This window comes from Nitrospira sp., assembly GCA_015709715.1.
GTDB lineage: Bacteria > Nitrospirota > Nitrospiria > Nitrospirales > Nitrospiraceae > Nitrospira_A.
Map to the genome: position 1 here is coordinate 2273482 of CP054184.1, position 21304 is coordinate 2294785.

The following is a 21304-nucleotide window of genomic DNA, read 5'->3' on the forward strand; positions in this document are numbered from 1 at the left end:
GCGTCAGCGCAAGGCCCGCTCATGGACTACAAGCACGTCACATTTCGAATCGGCGAGGACATGGCGCATGACGCTCCCGAGGAGCCATTCTTCGACCATAGACCGGCCGTGCTTCCCGATGATGATCAAGTCCGCTGAGAGTTCCTCCTCTTTGGCGAGAATCACGCGAGACGCGCCGCCGTACTGGACGGCATACGCTATCCGGAATGCGCCCTCGTCGGAATTGCGGATCAATTCCTTGATGTGTTTCACGGCTCCTTGTCGTTCCTCTTCCCCCGCGACGATGCCGGCGCGCTCGGCGCCATACCGGGCCTCCTCTGAGAAGTCGGTTGCCGCGATAATGGATTGAATCGACGCCACGCGCGATTGTCCTCCTTCGCTAGCGAGAGACGCAAGATGTGCCTGATCCCAAGAGTGAGCGCACGAGGCCGACTCTATTGGAGACGCGGATCGCGCCTTTCTCGATCTCGGTGAACGTCAAGACCTTCGCTCCGGCCAGCAACACCTTGAGCCATTCAAGCCAGGTCAAATCCGTCGAACCGCATACCTTCTGTAACGGGTCTGCATGGACATAGGCGAGCTACAACTGGGCGCAAGCGGCGATGACGATCGGACCGAAGCGATTGCCGAACAGCCCTTCTCGGTGCGGGCTGTTAACCATATTCTTGCCTGTGGTGGGAGCTCTATGAGTCTGCTCACCTTGCACTATGCACTGGCTGGCGGCCGCTCGTCATACCCTCAAAACGGGAACTGTCGTGGTGTATGTTGCACGCTGACCCAATGGTCCGTCGTGAACTCCTCAATAATCCAATCTCCGCCGAAGCGACCGAGTCCGCTGTTCTTCTCACCGCCGAAGGGACAATTCGGCAGATCGACGACCGGCTGGTCGTTCACATGCGTCATACCGGCCTTTACCTGCAGCGCGACCCGCACGCCGCGTCCGACATTCCTGGTGAACACCGCGCTCGACAGGCCGTATTCCGTATCGTTCGCCACCCGAATAGCCTCCGTTTCGCCGGTGACCTTCATGATGGACACCACCGGGCCGAACATCTCGTCCTGGGCGAGGCGCATCTGAGGCGTCACGTCGGCGAACACATGAGGGGGGAGCAGAAGGCCCTGAGGCTCACCGCCTGCCGTCAGCCGGGCCCCTTCCGAACGGGCGGTTGCAATGTGCCTGATCAATCCCTCGAACTGCGACTGATTGATGATCGGTCCGATCGCCGTGTCTGCGCTGTTAGGGTCTCCCACTTTGAGGCTACGTACACGAGCCGTGAAGCGCTCAACGAACTGGTCATAGATCGTGGCATCCACAATGATGCGGTTGGTGATCATGCAGATCTGCCCCTGGTGGATGAATTTGCCGAAGACGGCCGCGTCGACGGCCAGGTCGAGGTCTGCGTCGTCGAGAATGATGAAGGGACTGTTGCCACCAAGTTCGAGAGCCACTTTCTTGAGCATCGGACTCTTGGCGGCCAGCTCCGCGATGCGACGCCCGACCGGCGTGGAGCCGGTAAAGGATATGACGCGAGGGACTGCATGAAGCACAAACGCGTCGCCGATCACGCTTCCGGGTCCGATGACCACGCTGAGAACACCGGGCGGAAGTCCCGCCTCCTCAAAAATCTTCGCGAGTAACAGGCCGCCGGTCACTGGCGTATCGGATGCCGGTTTCACCACCACCGCATTGCCCACGGCCAGCGCCGGGGCCACCGAACGATTGCTGAGGTGGAAAGGAAAGTTCCAGGGACTGATCACTCCGACAACGCCGACCGGCTGTCGATACACCCGGTTTTCCTTGCCGGGAATATCCGAGGGCAGAATACGACCTTGGACACGGTAAGGCGCGGAAGCGGCTTCTAGCATGATCGCATGGGCGGACCCCCATTCGACATTCGCCTTAAGGCGCGTGCTGCCCGATTCTTTGATGAGCCAGGTGACGATTTCCTCGCGCCTGGCCTCCATAATCGCAGCGGCCCGGCGGAGGATGGCTGCCCGTTCGCCGGGCAACATCGCCGCCCATTTCGGCTGCGCGTCCGCCGCGACCCTGTAGGCTTCATTCAAATCTTGCTCGTCGGCGAGGGGAATGCGGACGAGAATCTCGTCGGTGTAGGGATCGCGATCTTCGGAGATTTTTCCGCTCCGCCCGCCCCGCCATTGCCCGCCCAACGGCATGCGGTCAAATCCCTCGTACGGTGTCGCTGTCATGACGATGCTCCTTATTTCATTTCTTTCAGAAGACCTTGCCGCCACTCACGATCCGAAGCGGACGATCGGCCTGATCGTGATGCCCTTCTCGCTGTCTTCAGCCGTCTGGTTGATCTGGTCGAGGCTGTAGAATTTCACCAGCCTGGCGAACGGGAAGCGGCCCTGCGCATACAATCCCACGAGACCGGGGATAAACAGATCCGGCACGCTGTCGCCTCGACAATCTCGGTAAGCCACTTGACGGTTGTCACGCAATTCACATCGAAGCTGGCTTCCGTGCTCAGCGCCGCGCCTCCACGATGCCCGCAAGTCCACCGCCTTAGGGCTCACCGAGGAGCTGTTGTCGCGTGTGGCCTACGTTGCCGTCTATATCGACGTTCGCATCATGTATTGATCCTGTAGACCCTCGGCGCGACGTTTGAGGGCGGCATTCATCTCTTCGAAACCGCGGCGTGTCACCGGTTCGATGCTCCTCCACAGTAGCGGCACCAGCAACCCACGAAAACGCTCACGTTGGATGAACCTGCTTTGATGATCGCCCAGACGCTCGATCTGGAATGCATGCTCGCCATCGAACAGACCCGGAATGATGAGATGCCCCAGCCAGCGTAATTCCTCGCCCGCTTTGGAGACGAGAACCCTGGGTCGAAACGTCATGCCTCGACCTCCAGTTGGCTGGATTTTCGCTTTGAGTGTCTCGCCGGGCTTCGGGTTACCAGAGATTGAACGGATAAACGGATTCCACTCCGGATAGGAGCTAAAATCCGCCAGCACGTTCCAGATGGTTCCACGCGACGCATTGATGTGAATCTCTGTGAGCAATTCTTTCATGGCAAGGCGCAGCGCGTCATCTGTTGACCGTCGTGAGTACAGTGGTCAGCGGTCTTCTCACGCACCGAGACGCACGATCGGCTTGATCGTGACGCCCTTCTCACTGTCCTCCGCCGCCTGATTGATCTGGTCCAGGCTATAAAATTTCACCAGCCTATCGAACGGGAAACGGCCCTGCGCATACAGCTCAACGAGACTCGGAATGAACAGATCCGGCACGCTGTCGCCTTCGATGATGCCGATAATCCGTTTGCCGGTGGTCATGACCCCGTTCACATCGAAGCTGGCTTCGGTGCCCAGCGCTGGGGCCCCGACGATGCCGCACACGCCTCTAATTGCCAAGGCATCGATCGCCTGGCGCAGCACGGCGGGACGTCCGCTCGATTCAAGCGTGAAATCTGCGCCGCCGCCGGTGATCCTGCGGACCGCTTCAACGGGATCAGTCTCGCGGCTGTTCACGGTGTGGGTCGCTCCGAGCTCCTTGGCCAGCGCAAGCCGCGACGGGACAACATCGGCGACGATGATGGTCGTCGCACCGGCCACCCGCGCGGCCATCACCGAGCTCAGGCCGACGGCTCCGCCACCGAACGCGGCGAAGCTGCTGCCGGGCCTGACTTTCAACCCGTTCATCACGGCTCCCGCACCGGTTTGAATACCGCAGCCGAGGGGACCGAGCAATTCCAGCGGTGCATTGGCCGAGACCTTGACGACGTTTCGCTCGTGAGCGAGGGCATAGGTGCCGAACGACGACTGGCCGAAGAAATGATCCTGGACGGCACCCTGCTTATCATGAGTCGCAGTACTGCCGTCTTCGCGCGCACCCCCGAAATTCAACGGGTAGAAATTCGCGCAGTAGGTCAGGTCGCCGTTCAGGCAGGGTTTGCAGTGGCCGCACCACATGTAGGTCAGCACCACGTGGTCGCCCGGTGCAATTTTTTTGACGTTGCTGCCGACCTGCTCTACGATACCGGCCCCTTCATGGCCAAGGACAACCGGTAACGGCACGGTATAGAGCTGGTCGCGCGCGACCATGTCGGTGTGACACATGCCAGTCGCGACGATCCGAATCAAGGCCTCGTCGGGACGTGGCCCTTCCAAGGTGAGCGTCTCGACCTGGAACGGTCCACCTTTTTTGCGAACCACCGCCGCCGTGATCTCGCGGGCTATACTCTTCTCCTTGTTTGTCATTTCCGTGCTCCTCTCAATCGACATGGCCAATCGGTGGCCCTTTCCTCCTGGGGCGCTGATCCCCCCACCTGACCGGCACCTCTGGGATGAATGACGTCCTCTTCACTATGGACTCACGCGGATTCACCGATTACAGCCTGATGCCGGACTTGCCCGGCGCGAGGATTCCGTTGGGGTCGAGCGCCTGTTTCAACGTCCGATTGACCGATCGCTGCACCGGACTGTATGTGTCGGCCACCTTGTCCATGAATGCCGTGTTTGTGCGATAGCTTCCGTACCCCAGCGCCGAAAACTCCGTTACCAGCTCATCGAAACATTGGTACGCGGCCTTCGTCATGGCTGGATCGGACCGGTCGTACAACATGTCGAGAATATGATGCATGTCACGCATGCCGACGATAAACTCACCGGTGTAATCCAACCCGTGCTTGGTCAGGATGCGCTTGGCCAGCGCCATCTGATTCAGGGTCTCACTGCCCCGCGCCGGACACACGGGGGCGAACCAGAGAGAACCGCCTCCGCCGCGCCAGTTGTAGAGATTAAATTCCCTCAGGTCCATCCCGCCGCGCATGAGGGCCGCCCGGTATCCGAACTGGGGATCATCGCCGACATCCTCTTGCGTCAAGAACTTCGCCTTGCCCGACTTGCCGAAGGCGTCGGTCACGATCTTCCAATTCACGTCCACCTGTTCCTTTGTGCCATAGAGTGCGGCCGTAACATTCCAGAGGCCCATGTTGTGATCCTTAACCAATTGTCGCACCGCTTCATCCGAGATCGAACCGGGCCCTGACACGTAGTCGCTCCGCTTGGCCTTCACCGCCGCTTCGTAGAGCGCATGGGCGATGACTCCTGAATTGGGAATGACGCCGTTCAGGCGAAGAGGGCGCATGGTCTCCACGATCTCCACGACATCTTCTTCATTTTGATATTGAATCAGGAACGGCTTATACACCGGCGGCGCCGGCTGCAGCCAAAACCCGAATTTCGTGACGATGCCGTAGTTGGACTGGGTAAAGATGCCATCGAGATAAGGACCGTAGCCCCACTTGAACACCTGCCAGGTATTGGATTTCGGCAACCCACCCATTGCCGTGCGGAGAACTTCGCCGTTCGCGAGAACCACTTCCATGCCGCAGGCGTTCATAAAATGCTCCCCGTAGGGGGTGTAGCCGACCCCCCGGTCCAGCGTATTGCCCGTCGGCCCGGCAATGGCGGAGGGCGCCGGCACGGAGAGCCATAAAGGAAGCTTATGCTCTTGAAAGTAGTCGTAGAGCTGTCGATAGGTGACGCCCGGTTCAACGAGGGCGTAGCAGAGGTCGCCATCGACTTCGAGGATGCGGTTCATGCGATGGAGATCGAGCACGACCTGGCCACGCTCCGCCGGAGCCGCAGAGCCATATCCCAAGTTCTTGCCGGTCGAGACCGTCCATATCGGCACCTTGTGTTTGTTGCAGATACCAACGATCTTCTGGATTTGTTCCACAGTCGTCGCCAGAATCGCGGCGGACGGCTGGTGATTCGCCTCCGCCACCGGCATCATGACCTTGGTATAGGGTGCGAGCTGATCAGCACTCGTCAGCACATTACTCTCCCCCAAGACGCCACGGAACTCCTTCACCGCGGCATCAAACGTTTCTTCGGAAACACCCTTCGGCAAGGCGATATATTTGCTGGCCATTCTTCTTCCTCCTGGCTCGGGCTAGAGATCCACCACAAATGACACGAATCGTTCCTGCGGATGCGTCCCATCACCGATTGGCGATTGCCGCACGAACGCGCGGCTGGCACAGGATTCTCGAACGGAATCGACACCCAGCGCCGAGACGGTCACGGCATAACCCACGGACTCGACCCAGTCGCCGGCCTGCAACCTGACGGTCTCGCGCCTGCATGCTCGCAGGGGAATGGGCTCCCATCCCTCGATTGCAGTCAGGCCGATCAGCCTGCGCCCGTCCGCCAGCGAGAGCCCTGAACTGTGGAGATGGACGGATTCCGATTCGGTCGACAGATACGACGAAAATCCCGGCGCAGACCAACCTGACACGGGGCCCGCTTCGTTCGGGGCGTGAAGAAAATCTTCAGTTATCGAGAATCCGTCCTGGTCGGCGGCGAGCTGCGACGCCAAAATACCTCCCACGCCATGAGCCGGGGAGGTGGTTGCCCAGGCATGGCGGAGCTGACAGGCACTGTCTGCCGAGCACACATGCGTGCCCATCGAGAGGAGCCGAACGCCGGCTGTCCGAGCCAGCTCAAGAACAATCACCGCGCTGGCATCGTCCATCACGGCGATCATCCGCGTTCCCCGGGACTGATCCAGCAGAGTGACCATCCGGTCCACGGCGGTTAACAACCCGCCTTTCAGTTTCACGATTCGGAGCGCTTCGTATGTCAAACCTACACAGGCGGCGCCTGCGCCGCTTGCGAAGGCCTCGTCCGCACCGGTACCGCCCAAGACCAACATGCACCGGCTGGGTCTTCGCACAGGTGACTCCGCAAAGGTCCATGGAGGAACACCCATCGCCAGGAGAGCCCCGCCCGCTAGCAGGCCCTTCATCAGACTGCGTCGATCAACCTTCATGGAGTGAGCCCTCCTTACTTGTTGGCCTCTGCTTTGGACAGATATTCGGCCAGTTTTTCCAACGACTGGTCATCGATCTCGGAAGCGCGAAACGCCGGCATTGCCCGGTTGCCGTGTCGCACGATGAATTGGATGTAGGTAGGATCCAGGCCGCGACCTCGAAGGGTCGGACCTACTGCGGTTTCGTGGCACAAGGCGCAGATCTTCGCATAGACCTCGGCTCCATTCTTCCACGCGAAGCCTGGCTTGGGCGCCTCTTCGGGCGCCGCCCCGGCGACTCTCGCTGCCATCCCAGCCGCAACGAGCACCACCAGGCCAAGCCTGGACAATTGCTTATTGGTTGTTATCCCACCCATATCGCCTCCTCTTGCTGGCCTCGCTCACTCTCCTCCGCGCTTCACATAGGCGGGGACATCTTGCATCTGGCAGTCGAAGACATGCCCTCCCTACTGCCCCTGCTCATCGATCGCCGCTTTGAACTGTCGCACCACGTTGAGCAATTCTCTCTGAGGTCCTGTCCTCTGTTACTTCCTCAGCGTCAGCACATAGGCGAGCAGGTCCTGGATCTCTGCCTCGGAAAGTTGGCTCTTCCACGCCACCATCGCCGTTTTGGGTTTGCCGTTCTGAATCACGTCGAGCAATTCCGCGTCAGACTTCTTTTTGCTCTCGGCGCTCGTGAAGTCTCCCGCCGGCGGCTTCAGTTGTTTCCCGATGGGTCCGTCGCCCTTCCCCGCCGGGCCATGACAGGTCACACACTTGGCCTGGTAGATGGATTTCCCCTTGGCGGCGTCGCTACCAGCCGCAGACACGAACTGCGTCATTGAAGACCATCCCCACGCCGCAACCAAGGCAGCCAGCACCACCGTCGATCGATACATCGTTGCCATCGTCGCCTCCTCTGTATGTGAGATGAGCGGTTTCATGCGATTTATGACTTCCATCTCCTCAATACGAACTCCAGAATCGGATCGTGTAGTAAATCCCCCAAGCAATAAGTCCGAGCGAGACGAGTTTGAGCCAGGTCGGGATAGATCCGCTTCGTTCGCGTATTCCCGCCGGCTCATACACATAGGTGCCTGGCTCGTCACCGGTCTTGGGCATCGGCTCGGAGGACATCACTTGATCCTTTGGCGCGGATGGGTCGTTCATTCGTACCTCACGGACCTGCATTCCCAGGTCGGACGCCGCCTACTGCGCCGGACCACTGGCCATCATGGGTGTCCGAACTTCCGCGCGACCGGATATTGCCGACCAGATTCTCTCGCGCGCTCTCTGCCGGTCCTGCTCTTGAAGACCTGCCGTCACGAGTTCAGCTTCATGGGCCATGGCTCGCAACGATTGGACGTAATGCACCAGGTCCCATACTTCTTCTGCTTTCAGACCGTCGAACGGCGGCATCGGCGTCCCGCCGATCCCGCCCACAATCGTCTGGAACAGGTGCGGCCCGTCATGCCCGAGCTTAACTCCTCCCGGCATGCCGGCCGGAAGCGAGAGATGGGCGGGCCTGATGGGCTCACCCCAGTCGTCCATGAGCATGCCGGGCCCTGCCAGCGGGCCATCCGCCTGGCCTTGCTCGCCGTGACACAAGACGCAGTTCATCTGAAACAAAACCTTTCCCCTTTCAATCGATGCTACCGTCAGCGGGACTTCAGATGGAATGGAGATTGGGATACCAACCGACTCCTTTCTCCAGCGATCGGAGAATGTCTTCAGATACTGGACGACGGCCCCCCGCTGTCGGTCCGGGATCTCTTGCATGGACGGCATCGACGTGCCCCACAGGCCATGCGTCAGCGTCAGGTACAGGTCGGCATCGGTCGGCAAAGAGTCCTTGCCGGCGGTGGACCGGAACTTAAACACCCCCGTCGTGAAGTCGCGGGGTTTCGGATGAAGAAACACCGCCGATGGACCTTTCCCGTCACCCTTCGCACCGTGACAACCGGCGCATCGTCGGGCGTACACCTCTTTGCCGAGCGACAGGACTTCCTCGCGGGCCTGCGGACTCCCGGGGAGGCTTGCTGCGCCTGACATCCGGGTCGAGGGTGATCCCGCACGCCAATCGCCGATCGCAGTCCCGAGACGTTGGAGATAGGCCACGAGGGCCAAGCCTTCCTCATTCAATTGCGGCGGGCCTTCCTTCCCACCCGTATCGAACAGCCATGGAAAACGCGGCATGATCGAATCGTAGACGACATCGGCCGGATTCCAGAGGTGGGCCACATGCCAGTCATCCCCGTATTTCCGTCCGACGCGCGTGAGGTCAGGCCCGATGCGCCGGGTACTGAACAGGTGCGGCACATCATAGGCCGATTCACCGATCTGAGACACCGGCCCCCACCGGAGCGACTCGCCGGTTACGGGGCGGATGTACTGGGAATGGCAATGCCAACAACCGTCGCGGATATACACCTGCCGGCCCCGCTGTTCGAGGGGGGTGTAATCCTCCACCCGGACAGTGAGATCAGTCACAACATCGACGACGGTGGTCACGCGGGAAGCAGGCTGAAGCCAGGGAATGATGCCCAGGATGAACACCGCCACTGAGAAAAACCCGATGCCTGCCAGGATACCGACCGTGGAAGGATTCTCAAGCCAACTTCTGCCCGGCACCATCGCAATCGGCTGGCTGTGCCTCTGCATCGGCACAGCCAGCTCTGTCTCAATCGGCTCACCCTGACCGATGGTTTTATAAAAGTTATACGCCATCAAGCCGAGAGCCAGATCCATCATGGTGCCCACGACGGTTCTCGCTACCCACCAGGGCTGCATGACTTTGACCGAATCGACGAAGTCCGCGCCGTGTTCCAGCATCGATCCTTGAATGAACCCCTGCGCCGTGAGGCCGAGAATCATGGCCGAAAATCCGGTCACCGTGAGCCAGAGGTGCCAGCTGGCCAGACGATCGCTCCAGAGTTGCCGGCCCACCAGGCGCGGCCAGACATAATAGAGCCCTCCGACCACCCACAGAATCATGGCGCCGAATACGGTCAGATGGGCATGGCCGATGACGAAATCGTTGAAATGGGTCAACTGTTGAAACCGGTAGAGAGATTCGATCGAACCCTGCACGCTGCCGACGAGGTAATAGAACACCCCGATCATGAGAAACTTCGCCGCATAGTTGTCGCCGCCTCCGCCGCCCAGGACGGTTCCCCAACGCCCCAGCATGGTGCCGAAGAAATTCACGATCACGGTCACGACCGGAATGATCATCCACATGCTGTGGACGATGGAGACCGTTTGCGTCCAGTGCGGGATGGGACTGTAGAGGTAATGATGCGTCCCGACGAGCGGATAGAACAGCGCGAGGGTCCAGAATCCTAACAGCGAAAGCTTGTGGCTATAGAGCGCATTCTTCGCCGCAAGCGGTAAAAAATAATAAATCGTTGCCAGCCCGGCCGGCGTCATCCACAAGCCAACAACATAGTGAATGTACAATCCGTGCATCGCGGCATTGTTCGCTCCCGCCAGCGGTCCATAGGGGAGCAGCACGTTGCCGATGAGCAGGTTGAGCAGAGTCCAGATCGCGGCGGCGAGCGCGTACCACAGAGACACATAGAACCGGGCCGCCCGCCGACGGAAGATCGTGCCAAGGACTTGGATCGTGAGACCCACGAATACCACGTAGCGCAGGATATTCAAGGGCCATTCGAACTCCGCGTTCTCCACGCCGATAACATAGCCCATCAGCAGCGACAGCGAACCGAGGACCAGAAAGGCATTCCAGAGCCAGAGCAGTCCCCATCCCCATTCGGCCTTGTACAGCGGGGTCCCGCACAGTCGTGGAAGGAAATAGTAGAGGAGCGCGATGAAGGCCGTGGTGAACGACCCGAAGATCACGCCGTTCGTGTGCACGGGACGGAGCCGCCCGAACGTGAACCAGGAGATTCCCCCCAAAAATTCAGGATTGTGAAATTGGATCGAAACAAGAACGCCGACGAGCGGAAAGAACGTGAGCCAAACCAACGCCCACCGAGCCCAGGCTTGCACAAGCGATTTTGCGGACGGGTCTGTCGTATCCATCTACAGATCCCTTGTTCGCCGAGGCATTTTTCCCACGTGTAATACGTGGACAATGTCTAATACCTATTTATTCGTCTAAGACTCTGTCGTGAATAACTCCCTTGGGCTGCACCGTGAGACCGCCACAGAACGCCGCCTTCAGTAGCCCGCGAATTTTTCGGTTCGAATATCGCTGTCGTCGATGCGAGCCTCTTTGAGCATGGTCCGCAATGCGCCAACCATGCCGGGCGGGCCGACCACATAATAGATAGGCTTGTTCACGTTCGCAAGATGCTTAGCGAGCAAGGCCGCGTTGATGTATCCCGTTTCCCCCTGCCAGACTAGAGAAGACTTCTCCGGCTCGGTCATCGTGCCCACGAACGTGTAGCGAGGATTCGTTGCCTGTAAGGCCTGCAATTCGTCCAGGAATGGGGCATCCTCCGGCCTTCGGTTCGAGTAGAACAAGATCATGCGGTGTGACGATTGCTGCATCGCCGCCTGCACCAGCATGCTGCGGAACGGTGTAATGCCGATCCCGCCCGACAGAAATACGGCCGGGCGAGTCTGATCGGTATGCAGCACCAATTTTCCGAACGGCCCTTCCATGCGGACGGTTGAGCCGATCGGCATACGTTGCAGTTCACGTTGAAGGCCGTATCACGCAGTCTGGTGGCCACCATCAGGGTGGATTCCTGCGGCGCACTCGCGATGGAAAACGCTCTGGTGTTGCCCTCCGCATCGGTCTCGGACGGTTGAAGCAGCGTCAAATCAACGAACTGCCCCGGTGCAAAGACGAACTGCGGCGGCTTGTCGAAGTAGAACGCCATCGTCCCTTCCGCCACCAGCCGTCGTTCGGTCAGCGTGACCGTATAGCCGTTCTCGTTCACTGCCTCACTCATGGCGCACTCTTATGGTCGTACAATATACGCACTTCAACCACGCCGCTCAGAGTGTCTTGTGCGTGCCGTCGCAGAATGGGGGATTCTTGGTCTGCTTACATTGACAGAGCGCAACCGTTTTTTTCTCGGTCGTTGTGAACTCCATAGGTGTGAAGCTCGTTCCCTTGTGAGACCCGTCGCAAAACGGCTGGGCTTTCGAGCGCCCACACCGACACCAATAATACGTGCCCGCTTCCAACTCCAACACGGCCGGCTGCTTCGCTGCAATGACTGGCTTTTCCATTCTCGGTCCTCCTCGGAGCCATATGTTGAACAAGGCACTCCCGCAGGGGACACCTTGTTCCCATAGACCATCTGTCTCTCTGACGGTCTCCGTCGGCCGCATGGATAATAGCCGCACGGACGCCCTGTGGCTCTAATTCATAGGGCCATCCGTCGTGAGACGGATGGCCTTCTGACATTCAATGAACAGACGCGGTCATTGCGCCTTGAGATCAATCACTGTCCCGCTCTCATCCAATTCCACGGTCACCATCGACCCCTCTGCGATCGGCTTGGTCTTCACTTCCATCCGATCCAACGGAAACACTTTCTCGCCTTCCGGTGTCCACAATTTGATTTCTTTTTTGGTCAACCCGGCATAGACAAGCTTGCCGGAAATCAGACGGTGCGCCCCTGGTTTATTTTTATGTTTTCCATGGTGGTCGATCACCAGATTCTCTTCATTGAGCCACAGTGTGACCTCGTCACCGACGGCGGCATCGGCCGGGGCCGTCTTGGCATTGATAGTGTATTGGCCCACGGGGGTCTTCACAAACACTACACCGGACTGGATTTTCGTCACCTCCCCATGCAAGGTCAGGTGATAGCCTGACTTGGTGTGGGGATGTTCATCCAATTCCATCTCCACGGTCATCCGATGGATATCGATGACCTTCCCGGCTTCGTTCAGCTCGATGGCGATCGGTGTCCCTTCCTCCACGCCCGACAGCTGAGACCGGCCCGTTTGCACGTCAAATGTCTTCTCACCCTCGGGCGTCCAGAGCTTGATTTCTTTCCTGTCCTTCGACGCATAGGCCAGCTTGCCCGAGACGAACCGATGAGAATGGGATGGATCTCCCTTCCGATGGACGTCAACTACCACATTGTTTTCGTTGACCTGCATCTCAACTTCTTCACCGACTTCCAGGTTTTTCGGCGCCGTGGCGGAGGAGATCTTCAACTGGCCCCATGGCGTCTTCACCGTGATCAGGTCGGGCTGGATCTTGGAAACGACGCCGCTGACCTTTATGTGCGTCCCCGTGACATGCGACCCACCCGGGCCGTGCGCCCCTCCTTGGTCAGCCAAGCCATTGGGCGCCTCCATCAACAAGCTCAGAACGATCGAACCGAGAAGCATTATCTTGCGCATCTGCATACTCCTTTTCTGGCAGCTCACTAATTCCGGTTGCCGTTGATTGTGACCATTCACATGACCCTCCCTGGTGATAGGTTATATACGAATTCTCTGATCTACAGAGTTACAACTCCGGCCTCCGGAAGATCATTACCAGATCAGCATTCCCGGTCGTGGTAACCTCCTGGACCTGATCGCACTCAGACTTTCTTTCTTCTTACAATCTGGTTGCGACGGTCCTATCCCACGTTCCGAGTTCTGATCGTGCGAAATCCCTGCCACATCAAGACATGATATTTCGTTCCTGATGCAGGGAGTATCTAGAAACTCTGGGTAAAAATGCAACACTTTCACAGGTACAGAAGGGCAGGAAGGGACAGGAGTAGCATACCGGATACGCTCCCACCTACGAAGGTGATCTTAGAGTCGCAACGGCTTGATGGGCGAGACTACCGCCGACGGATCGTTCTTCCAGATCGCTTCGGCGGCATCGACATAGACTTCGACTTCGTTGCCGTCCGGATCCTTCAGGTAGAGGCTTTGGCTCACCGTATGGTCGCTCATGCCGTCGATGGGCACGCCCGCCGCTTCCAGTTCCTGCTTGGCCGCGCGCAGTTCGTCGAGACTGTCGCCCACCTTGATCCCGATATGGTAGAGCCCGCGTCGTCGGCCGGACGGAGGCCCCGGGGCATCGCCCACCTGAATGAGCAGCAACTCGTGGTGCGTACGGCCGGAGGTGAGCGCCGCCGCCGCGCCATTGAAAATCCGCCCGACCTCCTGAAACCCCAACAGGTCACGATAAAAGGCGAGGGAGCGTTGCAGATCCTTCACGTAAAACACCACGTGGCCCAAGTACTGTGCTTTCATGGTCCTCCTTTCCTGTGATCCCCACGCCATCGCCGCGGGGATGAAGGCCTTTCGTTCCGTCAGATCTGCCGGGTCGCCGTGAGACGATCCGGTCGCTCAGCGACACCGCGACCTGCCTCCGCGATGGGCACATACTGCCCGGCATGGTCGTCGAAGGCCATGACGTGCCCGCTCTCGATCTCATAGACCCACGCATGGAGCCGCAATCGGCTGCTCGCCAACGCCGCCAAGACCGATGGATGCGTCCGGAGATGTTCAATCTGGACGAGCACGTTCTCTTCGATGCAGACTTCGAGCTGGTCGTCATTCGATAGATCCCGATAGTGCGTCGTCATGACCCGCCGCGTGGCCTCGGCATAGGTCAGCCACCCCTTGGTCGCCGGCAGCTTGTCCAGCGAGGACGGATCGAGCACGGCTTTCATGGCACCGCAATGGGTATGCCCGCAGATGATGAGGTCTCGCACCGCCAGGACATCGATCGCATATTCGATCGCGGCGGCTTCCGCTCCATGAATCGGGCCGTAGGGCGGGACAAGGTTGCCGGCATTGCGGAGAATGAACAGGTCGCCCGGCACCGTCTGGGTCAGGAGCGTGGGACTCACCCTGCTGTCCGAGCAGGTAATAAAGAGCGCGTCCGGCTCTTGCCCTTTGGACAGCCGCTCGAACAGTTCCTTCTTCGCACCGAAAACGCCCGATTGAAAGCGATGAATACCGTCGATGAGTTTTTTCATGCTTCCGGCCTCCGCTCCCGGAGCAGCGCCCGCACCGCCGCATGCGCCAAGCCCACATCCGGGTCCCGTTGCAACGCATCGTAATAGTGCCGGCCGAAGCCGTCACCCTCTTCGGAGGGCGTGAGTAACGTGCGCACCGAGGCGACCACTACGGAGATTTCCGCCCGGTCGGCGACTTCTTTGCTTTCCGACAGTTCGTCCAGCTTTGCCATGAGTTGCGAGAGAGGCCGCAGCCAGGCAAACCAGGCATCGCCCAGGACCAGCTGAAAGAACGCCCCGTTGGTGGGGATCCGCCCGTGCACCCGCTCATAGGTCACCCGCTCGCCGTCCAGCAACGCCTTGTGCAGACGAAGCAGCGCCCGGGAGAGATTATCGAGGTGAACGCCCGCATGGTCCTGACCAGACATGATCCGTCTCCTTGAGCGTCATGGTTTCTCTTCTTCTTGCTGAACCGTCTGACGCGCCCCTGCCATGACGCGGCCCGCTTGCGACCCACCCGGCAAGGCAGCCGCTGCCAGATTTGTTTTTCCTGCTCGGCCACTCGCCCGGTGGCTGATGGTGCGAACGAGTACGAAGAACAGCGGCACAAAGAAGACCGCCAGAAACGTGGCGGCAAGCATGCCGCCAAACACGCCGGTGCCGATGGAATGTCGACTGGCCGCGCCGGCTCCAGTGGCGATGACCAGCGGCACCACGCCGAGAATAAAAGCCATTGAGGTCATGATGATCGGCCGGAACCGCAGTTTGGCCGCTTCCATCGCCGCATCCACCAATGACAAGCCATGTTCGTACCGCTGATTGGCGAATTCCACGATCAGGATGGCGTTCTTCGCTGCGAGGCCGATGAGCGTCACCAGTCCAATCTGGAAGTAAATGTCGTTCGTCATGCCAGAGAGCGACACCGCAACCAGGGCCCCGAACACGCCGAAGGGCACGGCAAGGATCACGGCAAACGGCACGGTCCAGCTCTCATACTGTGCGGCCAGCACAAGAAACACCATGAGCAAGCCGAATCCGAACGCCGACACCGATTGGGAGCCAGCCTGGCGTTCCTGGTATGAAATGCCGCTCCAGTCGATGTCGAATCCCCGAGGAATCAAGACCTCCTGGGCGGTCCGCTGCAACGCATCCAGCGCTTCACCAGAACTGTACCCGGGCGCGGCCGCGCCCAACACCAGAGCTGTATTGAATCCGTTGAAGTGGGTTACGGGATCCGGGCCGCTGCCATAGGTCGTCGAAACGACCGTATCGAGTGGGATCATCGTCGGGCCTTGCCCGTTGTTCAACGCGCGCACGTAGATCTTGTTGATATCTGCCGGGGTAGACCGATACTGCGGCTCCGCCTCGGTTTGGACGCGATAGACCCGGCCGAACTTCACGAAGTCATTGATATAGAAGTTGCCGAAGTAGGCTTGCAGGGTGTCGAAGACTTCAGAAATCGGCACGCCCAGCGCCTTGGCGCGCTCGCGGTTGATTTTGGCGCGCACACGCGGGGCAGTGACGCGGAAGCTCGTGTTGACGGCTCCGATCGCCGGATCCTGCCTCGCCTTGGCGACGAACTCCTGCGCCACCGCCGCAAACTTTTGGAAATCTCCACCGCTCGGATCCTGCAGCTGCACGGAAAAGCCGCCGGTGGCCCCGAGGCCGCGGATGGAGGGGGCATTGAAGGCCAGGACCAACCCTTCGGGAATCTTGGCGAACTCCCGGAAGGCTCCCGCGATGATGGACTTCACATGGTTCTGCTCGCCGGACCGTTCATCCCAATGTTTCAAGGGAGTGAACATGGTCGCCGTGTTGGTGCCGCGGGTGTTGAAGACAAAATTCTGTCCGGAGAGGGTTTGCGTCCCGTACACGCCCGGAATCGAATGGTAATAGGCCTCGACCTTGTCGAGCACTGCATCGGTCCGTTTTTTGGATGCGCCGTCAGGAAGTTGGACCACCGTAATGAAGTACCCCTGGTCTTCCTCCGGCAAGAAAGCCGTGGGAATGGTCCGGAGCAGATGAGCCGCAACCCCGATCACCACCCCGAAGACGGCCAGCGAGAGCAGGCTGTGCCTGAGCGTGAGCCCCACCACCTTTCCGTAGCGCAGTTGAACCCAATCGAAGGCCCGGTTGAAGAATTCGAAGAAACCACGATGCTGACCGTGGCTCGGCTTGAGCACCAACGCGCAGAGGGCCGGACTGAGCGTCAGGGCGACGAATCCGGAGATTGTCACGGATACCGCGATCGTAATGGCGAATTGTTTGTACAATTGACCGGTGATGCCGCCGAGGAATCCCACCGGCACGAACACGGCGCACAACACCAGCACAATCGCGATCACCGGTCCTGTCACTTCGCCCATGGCTTTCTTCGCCGCCTCTTTCGGCAAGAGCCCGCCGGCCATGTGGCGCTCCACGTTCTCAACGACCACGATGGCGTCGTCCACGACGATACCGATGGCCAACACCAATCCGAATAGGGTCAGGGTGTTGATCGAAAATCCGAGCGCCTCCATGCCAGCGAACGTGCCGATGAGCGACACCGGCACCGCCACGGCCGGGATCAAGGTCGCGCGCCAGCTTTGGAGAAAGAGGTACACCACCAACAGCACCAGAATCATGGCATCCCGCAATGTCGCGACGACTTCCTTGATGGAAACCTCGACGAACCGCGTGGTGTCGTAAGGGATATCGTAGGTGACGCCGGGCGGGAAGACTTTGGCCAGGCTGGTCATTTCCTGGCGCATCCGCTTTACCGTGTCGAGGGCGTTGGCGCCGGGAGAAAGAAACGTGATGAGCAAGGCGGTCGGTTTGTGGTTGTACCGACCTTCGAGGACATAGGATTGGGCCCCGAGTTCGATCCGCGCCACGTCTTTGAGGCGAACCATCGATCCGTTCGGCATGGCTCGCACGATCATGTCCTCGAATTCTCGGACCTCCGACATTCGCCCCTCCGTGATGAGCGGCAGCGTCAATTCGGTTCCCTGCGGCGTCGGCTCCCGACCGATCGTCCCGGCGGGAAAGTCTCGATTTTGCTCTCGCACCACCGTGGCGATGTCCGTCGGCGTCAGGCCTAACTGAGCCATGTGCACCGGGTTCAGGATCACCCGCATACTGTAGTTCTGCTGTCCGAAGACCATCGCATCGCCCACACCAGGCAGCCGCTTGATATTATCGATGATGCGCAGGATGGCGAAGTTGGAAAGGAAGAAGGCGTCGTGCTGCGGATCGGTGGACTGCAGCACCATGACGGCGAGCAGATCCGGAGACATTTTCTTGACCGTAATCCCTTGCCGGATGACTTCCGGCGGCAGTTGCGGCTCCGCCAGCTTCTGCCGGTTCTGTGTCTGAACTTGCGCGATATCGATGTTGGTGCCGATTTCGAAGGTGAGCCGGATGGTCAGGTGACCATCGTTGGTGCTCGTCGAATCGAAGTAGAGCAGATTATCGATGCCGGGAAGCTGCAATTCGATCGGACGCGCCACAGATTCCCCGACCACCTCCGCACTGGCTCCGGGATAGTCGGCTTCGATTTGCACCATGGGGGGCGTGATCGGAGGAAACTGTGCGATGGGCAGGGCCTGCATCGCCACTAACCCGACCACGACGATGATGATCGACAGCACCGAGGCGAAGATCGGCCGATCGATAAAGAAGGTCGGGCTCATTTGGTTTCCTCGGAGGAAGCGGGGATCGGCGACGCCACAGTCACAGGCTTGACTTGCCCACCCGGCATCGCTCGTTGGAACCCGTCGACCACGACCCGCTCGCCCGCCCGCAATCCCTCTTCAATGATCCATTCATCGCCTTGCCACAAAGTCGCCTTGACGTCACGGAGTTCCACCTTGTCGCCCTCGCCGATCACGTAGACGACCGAGCCCTTGGGTCCCTGTTGGACGGCTCGCTGCGGTACCAGAATGGCGTGTGGTTTGGAGACCCCGCGAAACTTGACCGTGACGAATTGGCCCGGCATCAGCACGCGATCGACGTTGGGGAAGACCACACGCGCCCGTCGCGATCCGGTCTCGGCGCGCAGGCCGACATCGGCAAAGTCCAAGACACCTTCGTGCGGATAGGTCGTTCCGTCCACGAAGGTGATGACGCCGGTCAGTTTGTAGATTCCCGGATGCGCGATGCGCTTGGTGATGATGTCCCGTCGGCGCTTGAGCAAGAAACTCTCCGGAGCGCTGACGATGACGTACATCGGATCCATCTGATGGATGACGGTCAGCAGGTCCGTCTGGGCCGTGATCAGGCGCCCTTCGTAGTAGCGGGTCCGTTCGATCAATCCATCGATGGGCGCGACGATGAGGGTATTATCGAGATCGAACTTCGCCTTGACCACGTCCCCTCTTGCCGCCCCCAATGCTGCCTTGGCCGCGAGTTCTTCAGCCACCGCGTCGTCCATGTCCTTTTGACTGACCGCCTGTTCTGCCAAGAGCGGCTTCACCCGGGCGAGATCTTGACGGGCTTGGACGAGCCTGGCTTCGGCTTGGGACGCTCTGGCCTTGGCACTGACGTAGGCCGCCTGAAAAGGCACCGGATCGATGCGATAGAGGGGATCTCCTTTATGGACATCGCGTCCCTCAAGGAAGAGCCGCTCCTTCATGATCCCCGTCACCTGCGAACGGATCTCGACGATACGGGACGCTTCCGCCTGCCCGATGAATTCCGGTTCGTCTGTGACGGTTTGGTGGGTCACTTCAACGACCTGAACATCCGGCACGGGTGGGGGGGGAGAAGGTCCTGCCTCTTGTTTGCAACCGAAGAGACCGGCACCTGCCATCAGGAACATACAGGTCATCCAAAATTTTATAGTGGAGGAGCACGCAGGCATCACGGTGTTGACATCCCCCCTGCCACCCGCTTTGGACGAACTTCGATTGGCGGCTCCACCTTACAATTGAAGGGTGATCCAGTACAACCCTCGGCCCGACCAATCGGCTTGCGACCACTTAGATGGTTTCAATCGGCGACTGCGTCGGCAGGATACTTGTCGGATGGCTGAGGCGACGGTCCGACCTGTGGTCGCTACCCCGTCGGTTCACTGTCGAGCTGATAGGCTTTGCGGCCGCCGCGAACGAGGGCTTGAGGGGCCAACTGTCCGCCGATCATCAGCCGAGCCATCTCGGTCGCCCGTTCGACCAGCGCCTGCGCCCCTTCGCGCAATTCGCGACTCTGCTGCACTTCGCTGTTGTTCCGCTCCATGTCCTCCGCGCTCCAGCCGCGGGAATGGGCGATAAATGGAAACTGCGGAAACTGACACCCGACTTCGGCAAAGAATGTCATCAGTTGTCCCGCCACGCCCTGCACGTTGTCCTGCCCGCCCATGATGATGAAGGCCGCGACCTTGTTCTTGAGCAAATGGCGGTTGGCGATGGTCTCCTGATTCTGGATGCAGTTCATCCGCTCCACCATCTTGTAGTACAGGCTGCTGGCGCCGCCCCACCGGATGGGCGTGGAGACCAGGATCACGTCGGCCCAATGGACGACGGCTTCGTACACTCGGTCCATCTGGTCGGTGGGGTCCATCAGTGTGATCGAGCAGGGCCAGGTGCAGGCCTCAGCCGCCTTGGAATAAAACCCTTCGCAGGGCCGGAAGGACAGATCGCGCAGCTTGATGAGCCGGCTGTCGAGACCCAGCTGTTCGCGCGCATGAGCCAACGCCACCTCCAGTAACGCATCCGAGGCGCTGTAACGCGGCTCGCCAGGAGTCATCGCCGTGGTGGCCAGGCCGAGCACGCGCACGGGGCCGTCCTGCCGAACGATCGGTCGAGCCAGGGGATGGGGGGTGTGCGGCGCTTTTCGACGCGCGGTAGCCGGGGTCAGGTCTACGTACAACCGGCCGTTCTCCTCCTTGAGGGCATAGGTCGCAACCTGATCCTGTTCGTGGCCGGGCTCGCCCTGGCCGGTATGCCGGTGAAATTTCCAATAGTGCCAGGGGCAGACGACGTAGTCGCCGTCGAGCCGCCCCTCGCCCAACGGCCCGCCGATGTGGTTGCAGACTCCCGAGATCGCCGCAAACCGCCCGTCTTTGTAGCTGAGCGCCACCTTCGTGTGGCCGAACTGCAAGGGCTGGAGCGAGTGTTGCCGAAGCTCCTCGATCGGGCCGATCTCTGTCCATCTCCTCTCGGGCATCGACTGGCTCCTTCGTAACGGTGGATCGGCTCAACCGGCTTTCTTGCGTGATCGCACGCGGGGCGGCTTCCCAAAGGTGATTCCGGCCTTCTGCACCTCTTGGTAGGGGAGGAGCCACACGAGCGACTCATCGCTCAGGTCGCCCACTTGAATCCGGTTGCCCCAGGGGTCGTGGAAATCGCAGCGAAACCCGGGGCGCAGGAGGAGTTTATATTTCTTCGTTAGCTTGCGACGGACCTCCTCAAGCTGGTCGGCGTCGCGGACCATCAGGCCGAAATGTTTCGTCCGATCCGGCTGCAGGCGCTCGACCTCGAAGATCGCCATGAATTGATGCTCCCCCAGTTTGCACCAGGCGGCGCCTTCTCCACCCTGCAACATCTGGAGACCGAAGACGTCCGCATAAAACGCGACGGCCTTCTTGGCATCCGTCACTTCGATGGCAATGTGATTGCAGCCATAGACCTGCACGGCCATCTCTCACCCT

19 protein-coding genes and 2 pseudogenes are annotated in these 21304 nt (G+C 59.8%); all 21 read right to left on the reverse strand.

The genetic code is table 11. The annotated features are described in order from the left end of the window. Positions 1-3: 3 nt before the first annotated feature. The 21 genes and pseudogenes from HRU82_10890 to HRU82_10990 all read right to left on the reverse strand — a co-directional run bounded on the left by HRU82_10890 (position 4) and on the right by HRU82_10990 (position 21294). On the reverse strand, positions 4-438 hold the full coding sequence (locus tag HRU82_10890; GenBank protein QOJ37181.1) for a universal stress protein: 435 nt from the start codon (positions 436-438) through the stop codon (positions 4-6). 300 nt (positions 439-738) lie between these two features. Further along, complete coding sequence (locus HRU82_10895; protein QOJ35415.1) at positions 739-2208, reverse strand: aldehyde dehydrogenase family protein; 1470 nt, start codon at positions 2206-2208, stop codon at positions 739-741. A gap of 45 nt (positions 2209-2253) precedes the next feature. Beyond that, positions 2254-2495 (reverse strand): annotated as a pseudogene (locus HRU82_10900) (NAD(P)-dependent alcohol dehydrogenase). 79 nt (positions 2496-2574) lie between these two features. After that, on the reverse strand, positions 2575-3039 hold the full coding sequence (locus HRU82_10905; GenBank protein ID QOJ35416.1) for an SRPBCC domain-containing protein: 465 nt from the start codon (positions 3037-3039) through the stop codon (positions 2575-2577). 57 nt (positions 3040-3096) lie between these two features. Next, a complete protein-coding gene (locus HRU82_10910) occupies positions 3097-4227 on the reverse strand; it encodes an NAD(P)-dependent alcohol dehydrogenase (GenBank protein ID QOJ35417.1) in 1131 nt (376 codons plus the stop codon). A 130-nt stretch (positions 4228-4357) separates the two neighbouring features. Next, a complete protein-coding gene (locus HRU82_10915) occupies positions 4358-5905 on the reverse strand; it encodes an FAD-binding oxidoreductase (protein ID QOJ35418.1) in 1548 nt (515 codons plus the stop codon). A 21-nt stretch (positions 5906-5926) separates the two neighbouring features. Continuing rightward, positions 5927-6805: a hypothetical protein gene (locus HRU82_10920; protein QOJ35419.1), complete on the reverse strand. Its 879-nt coding sequence runs from the start codon at positions 6803-6805 to the stop codon at positions 5927-5929. 14 nt (positions 6806-6819) lie between these two features. Further along, positions 6820-7161, reverse strand: a complete 342-nt coding sequence (locus tag HRU82_10925) for a cytochrome c (protein QOJ35420.1) — start codon at positions 7159-7161, stop codon at positions 6820-6822. Between the two features lie 168 nt (positions 7162-7329). Then, on the reverse strand, positions 7330-7692 hold the full coding sequence (locus HRU82_10930) for a cytochrome c (GenBank protein ID QOJ35421.1): 363 nt from the start codon (positions 7690-7692) through the stop codon (positions 7330-7332). A 58-nt stretch (positions 7693-7750) separates the two neighbouring features. Further along, the gene (locus tag HRU82_10935; protein ID QOJ35422.1) at positions 7751-7921 is read right to left on the reverse strand and encodes a hypothetical protein; all 171 of its coding nucleotides are present in this window, start codon (positions 7919-7921) and stop codon (positions 7751-7753) included. A 72-nt stretch (positions 7922-7993) separates the two neighbouring features. Next, on the reverse strand, positions 7994-10828 hold the full coding sequence (locus HRU82_10940) for a cbb3-type cytochrome c oxidase subunit I (GenBank protein ID QOJ35423.1): 2835 nt from the start codon (positions 10826-10828) through the stop codon (positions 7994-7996). 138 nt (positions 10829-10966) lie between these two features. Then, a pseudogene (locus HRU82_10945) lies at positions 10967-11706 on the reverse strand (FAD-dependent oxidoreductase). Between the two features lie 46 nt (positions 11707-11752). Continuing rightward, a complete protein-coding gene (locus HRU82_10950; protein ID QOJ35424.1) occupies positions 11753-11989 on the reverse strand; it encodes a CDGSH iron-sulfur domain-containing protein in 237 nt (78 codons plus the stop codon). 195 nt (positions 11990-12184) lie between these two features. Then, entirely contained in the window at positions 12185-13117 is a 933-nt protein-coding gene (locus tag HRU82_10955) for a hypothetical protein (protein ID QOJ35425.1), read from the reverse strand. 405 nt (positions 13118-13522) lie between these two features. After that, the gene (locus HRU82_10960; protein QOJ35426.1) at positions 13523-13969 is read right to left on the reverse strand and encodes a VOC family protein; all 447 of its coding nucleotides are present in this window, start codon (positions 13967-13969) and stop codon (positions 13523-13525) included. A 59-nt stretch (positions 13970-14028) separates the two neighbouring features. Further along, the gene (locus HRU82_10965; protein ID QOJ35427.1) at positions 14029-14700 is read right to left on the reverse strand and encodes a carbonic anhydrase; all 672 of its coding nucleotides are present in this window, start codon (positions 14698-14700) and stop codon (positions 14029-14031) included. Further along, on the reverse strand, positions 14697-15107 hold the full coding sequence (locus HRU82_10970) for a hypothetical protein (GenBank protein QOJ35428.1): 411 nt from the start codon (positions 15105-15107) through the stop codon (positions 14697-14699). Before HRU82_10970 ends, HRU82_10965 begins: the two co-directional genes overlap by 4 nt. Positions 15108-15125: 18 nt before the next feature. Further along, on the reverse strand, positions 15126-18350 hold the full coding sequence (locus tag HRU82_10975) for a multidrug efflux RND transporter permease subunit (GenBank protein QOJ35429.1): 3225 nt from the start codon (positions 18348-18350) through the stop codon (positions 15126-15128). Continuing rightward, the gene (locus HRU82_10980) at positions 18347-19519 is read right to left on the reverse strand and encodes an efflux RND transporter periplasmic adaptor subunit (GenBank protein ID QOJ37182.1); all 1173 of its coding nucleotides are present in this window, start codon (positions 19517-19519) and stop codon (positions 18347-18349) included. Before HRU82_10980 ends, HRU82_10975 begins: the two co-directional genes overlap by 4 nt. A gap of 194 nt (positions 19520-19713) precedes the next feature. After that, positions 19714-20820 (reverse strand): NAD(P)H-dependent oxidoreductase, encoded by a 1107-nt coding sequence (locus HRU82_10985; GenBank protein QOJ35430.1) that lies wholly within the window; start codon positions 20818-20820, stop codon positions 19714-19716. 30 nt (positions 20821-20850) lie between these two features. Beyond that, a complete protein-coding gene (locus HRU82_10990; protein QOJ35431.1) occupies positions 20851-21294 on the reverse strand; it encodes a VOC family protein in 444 nt (147 codons plus the stop codon). Positions 21295-21304: the final 10 nt, after the last annotated feature.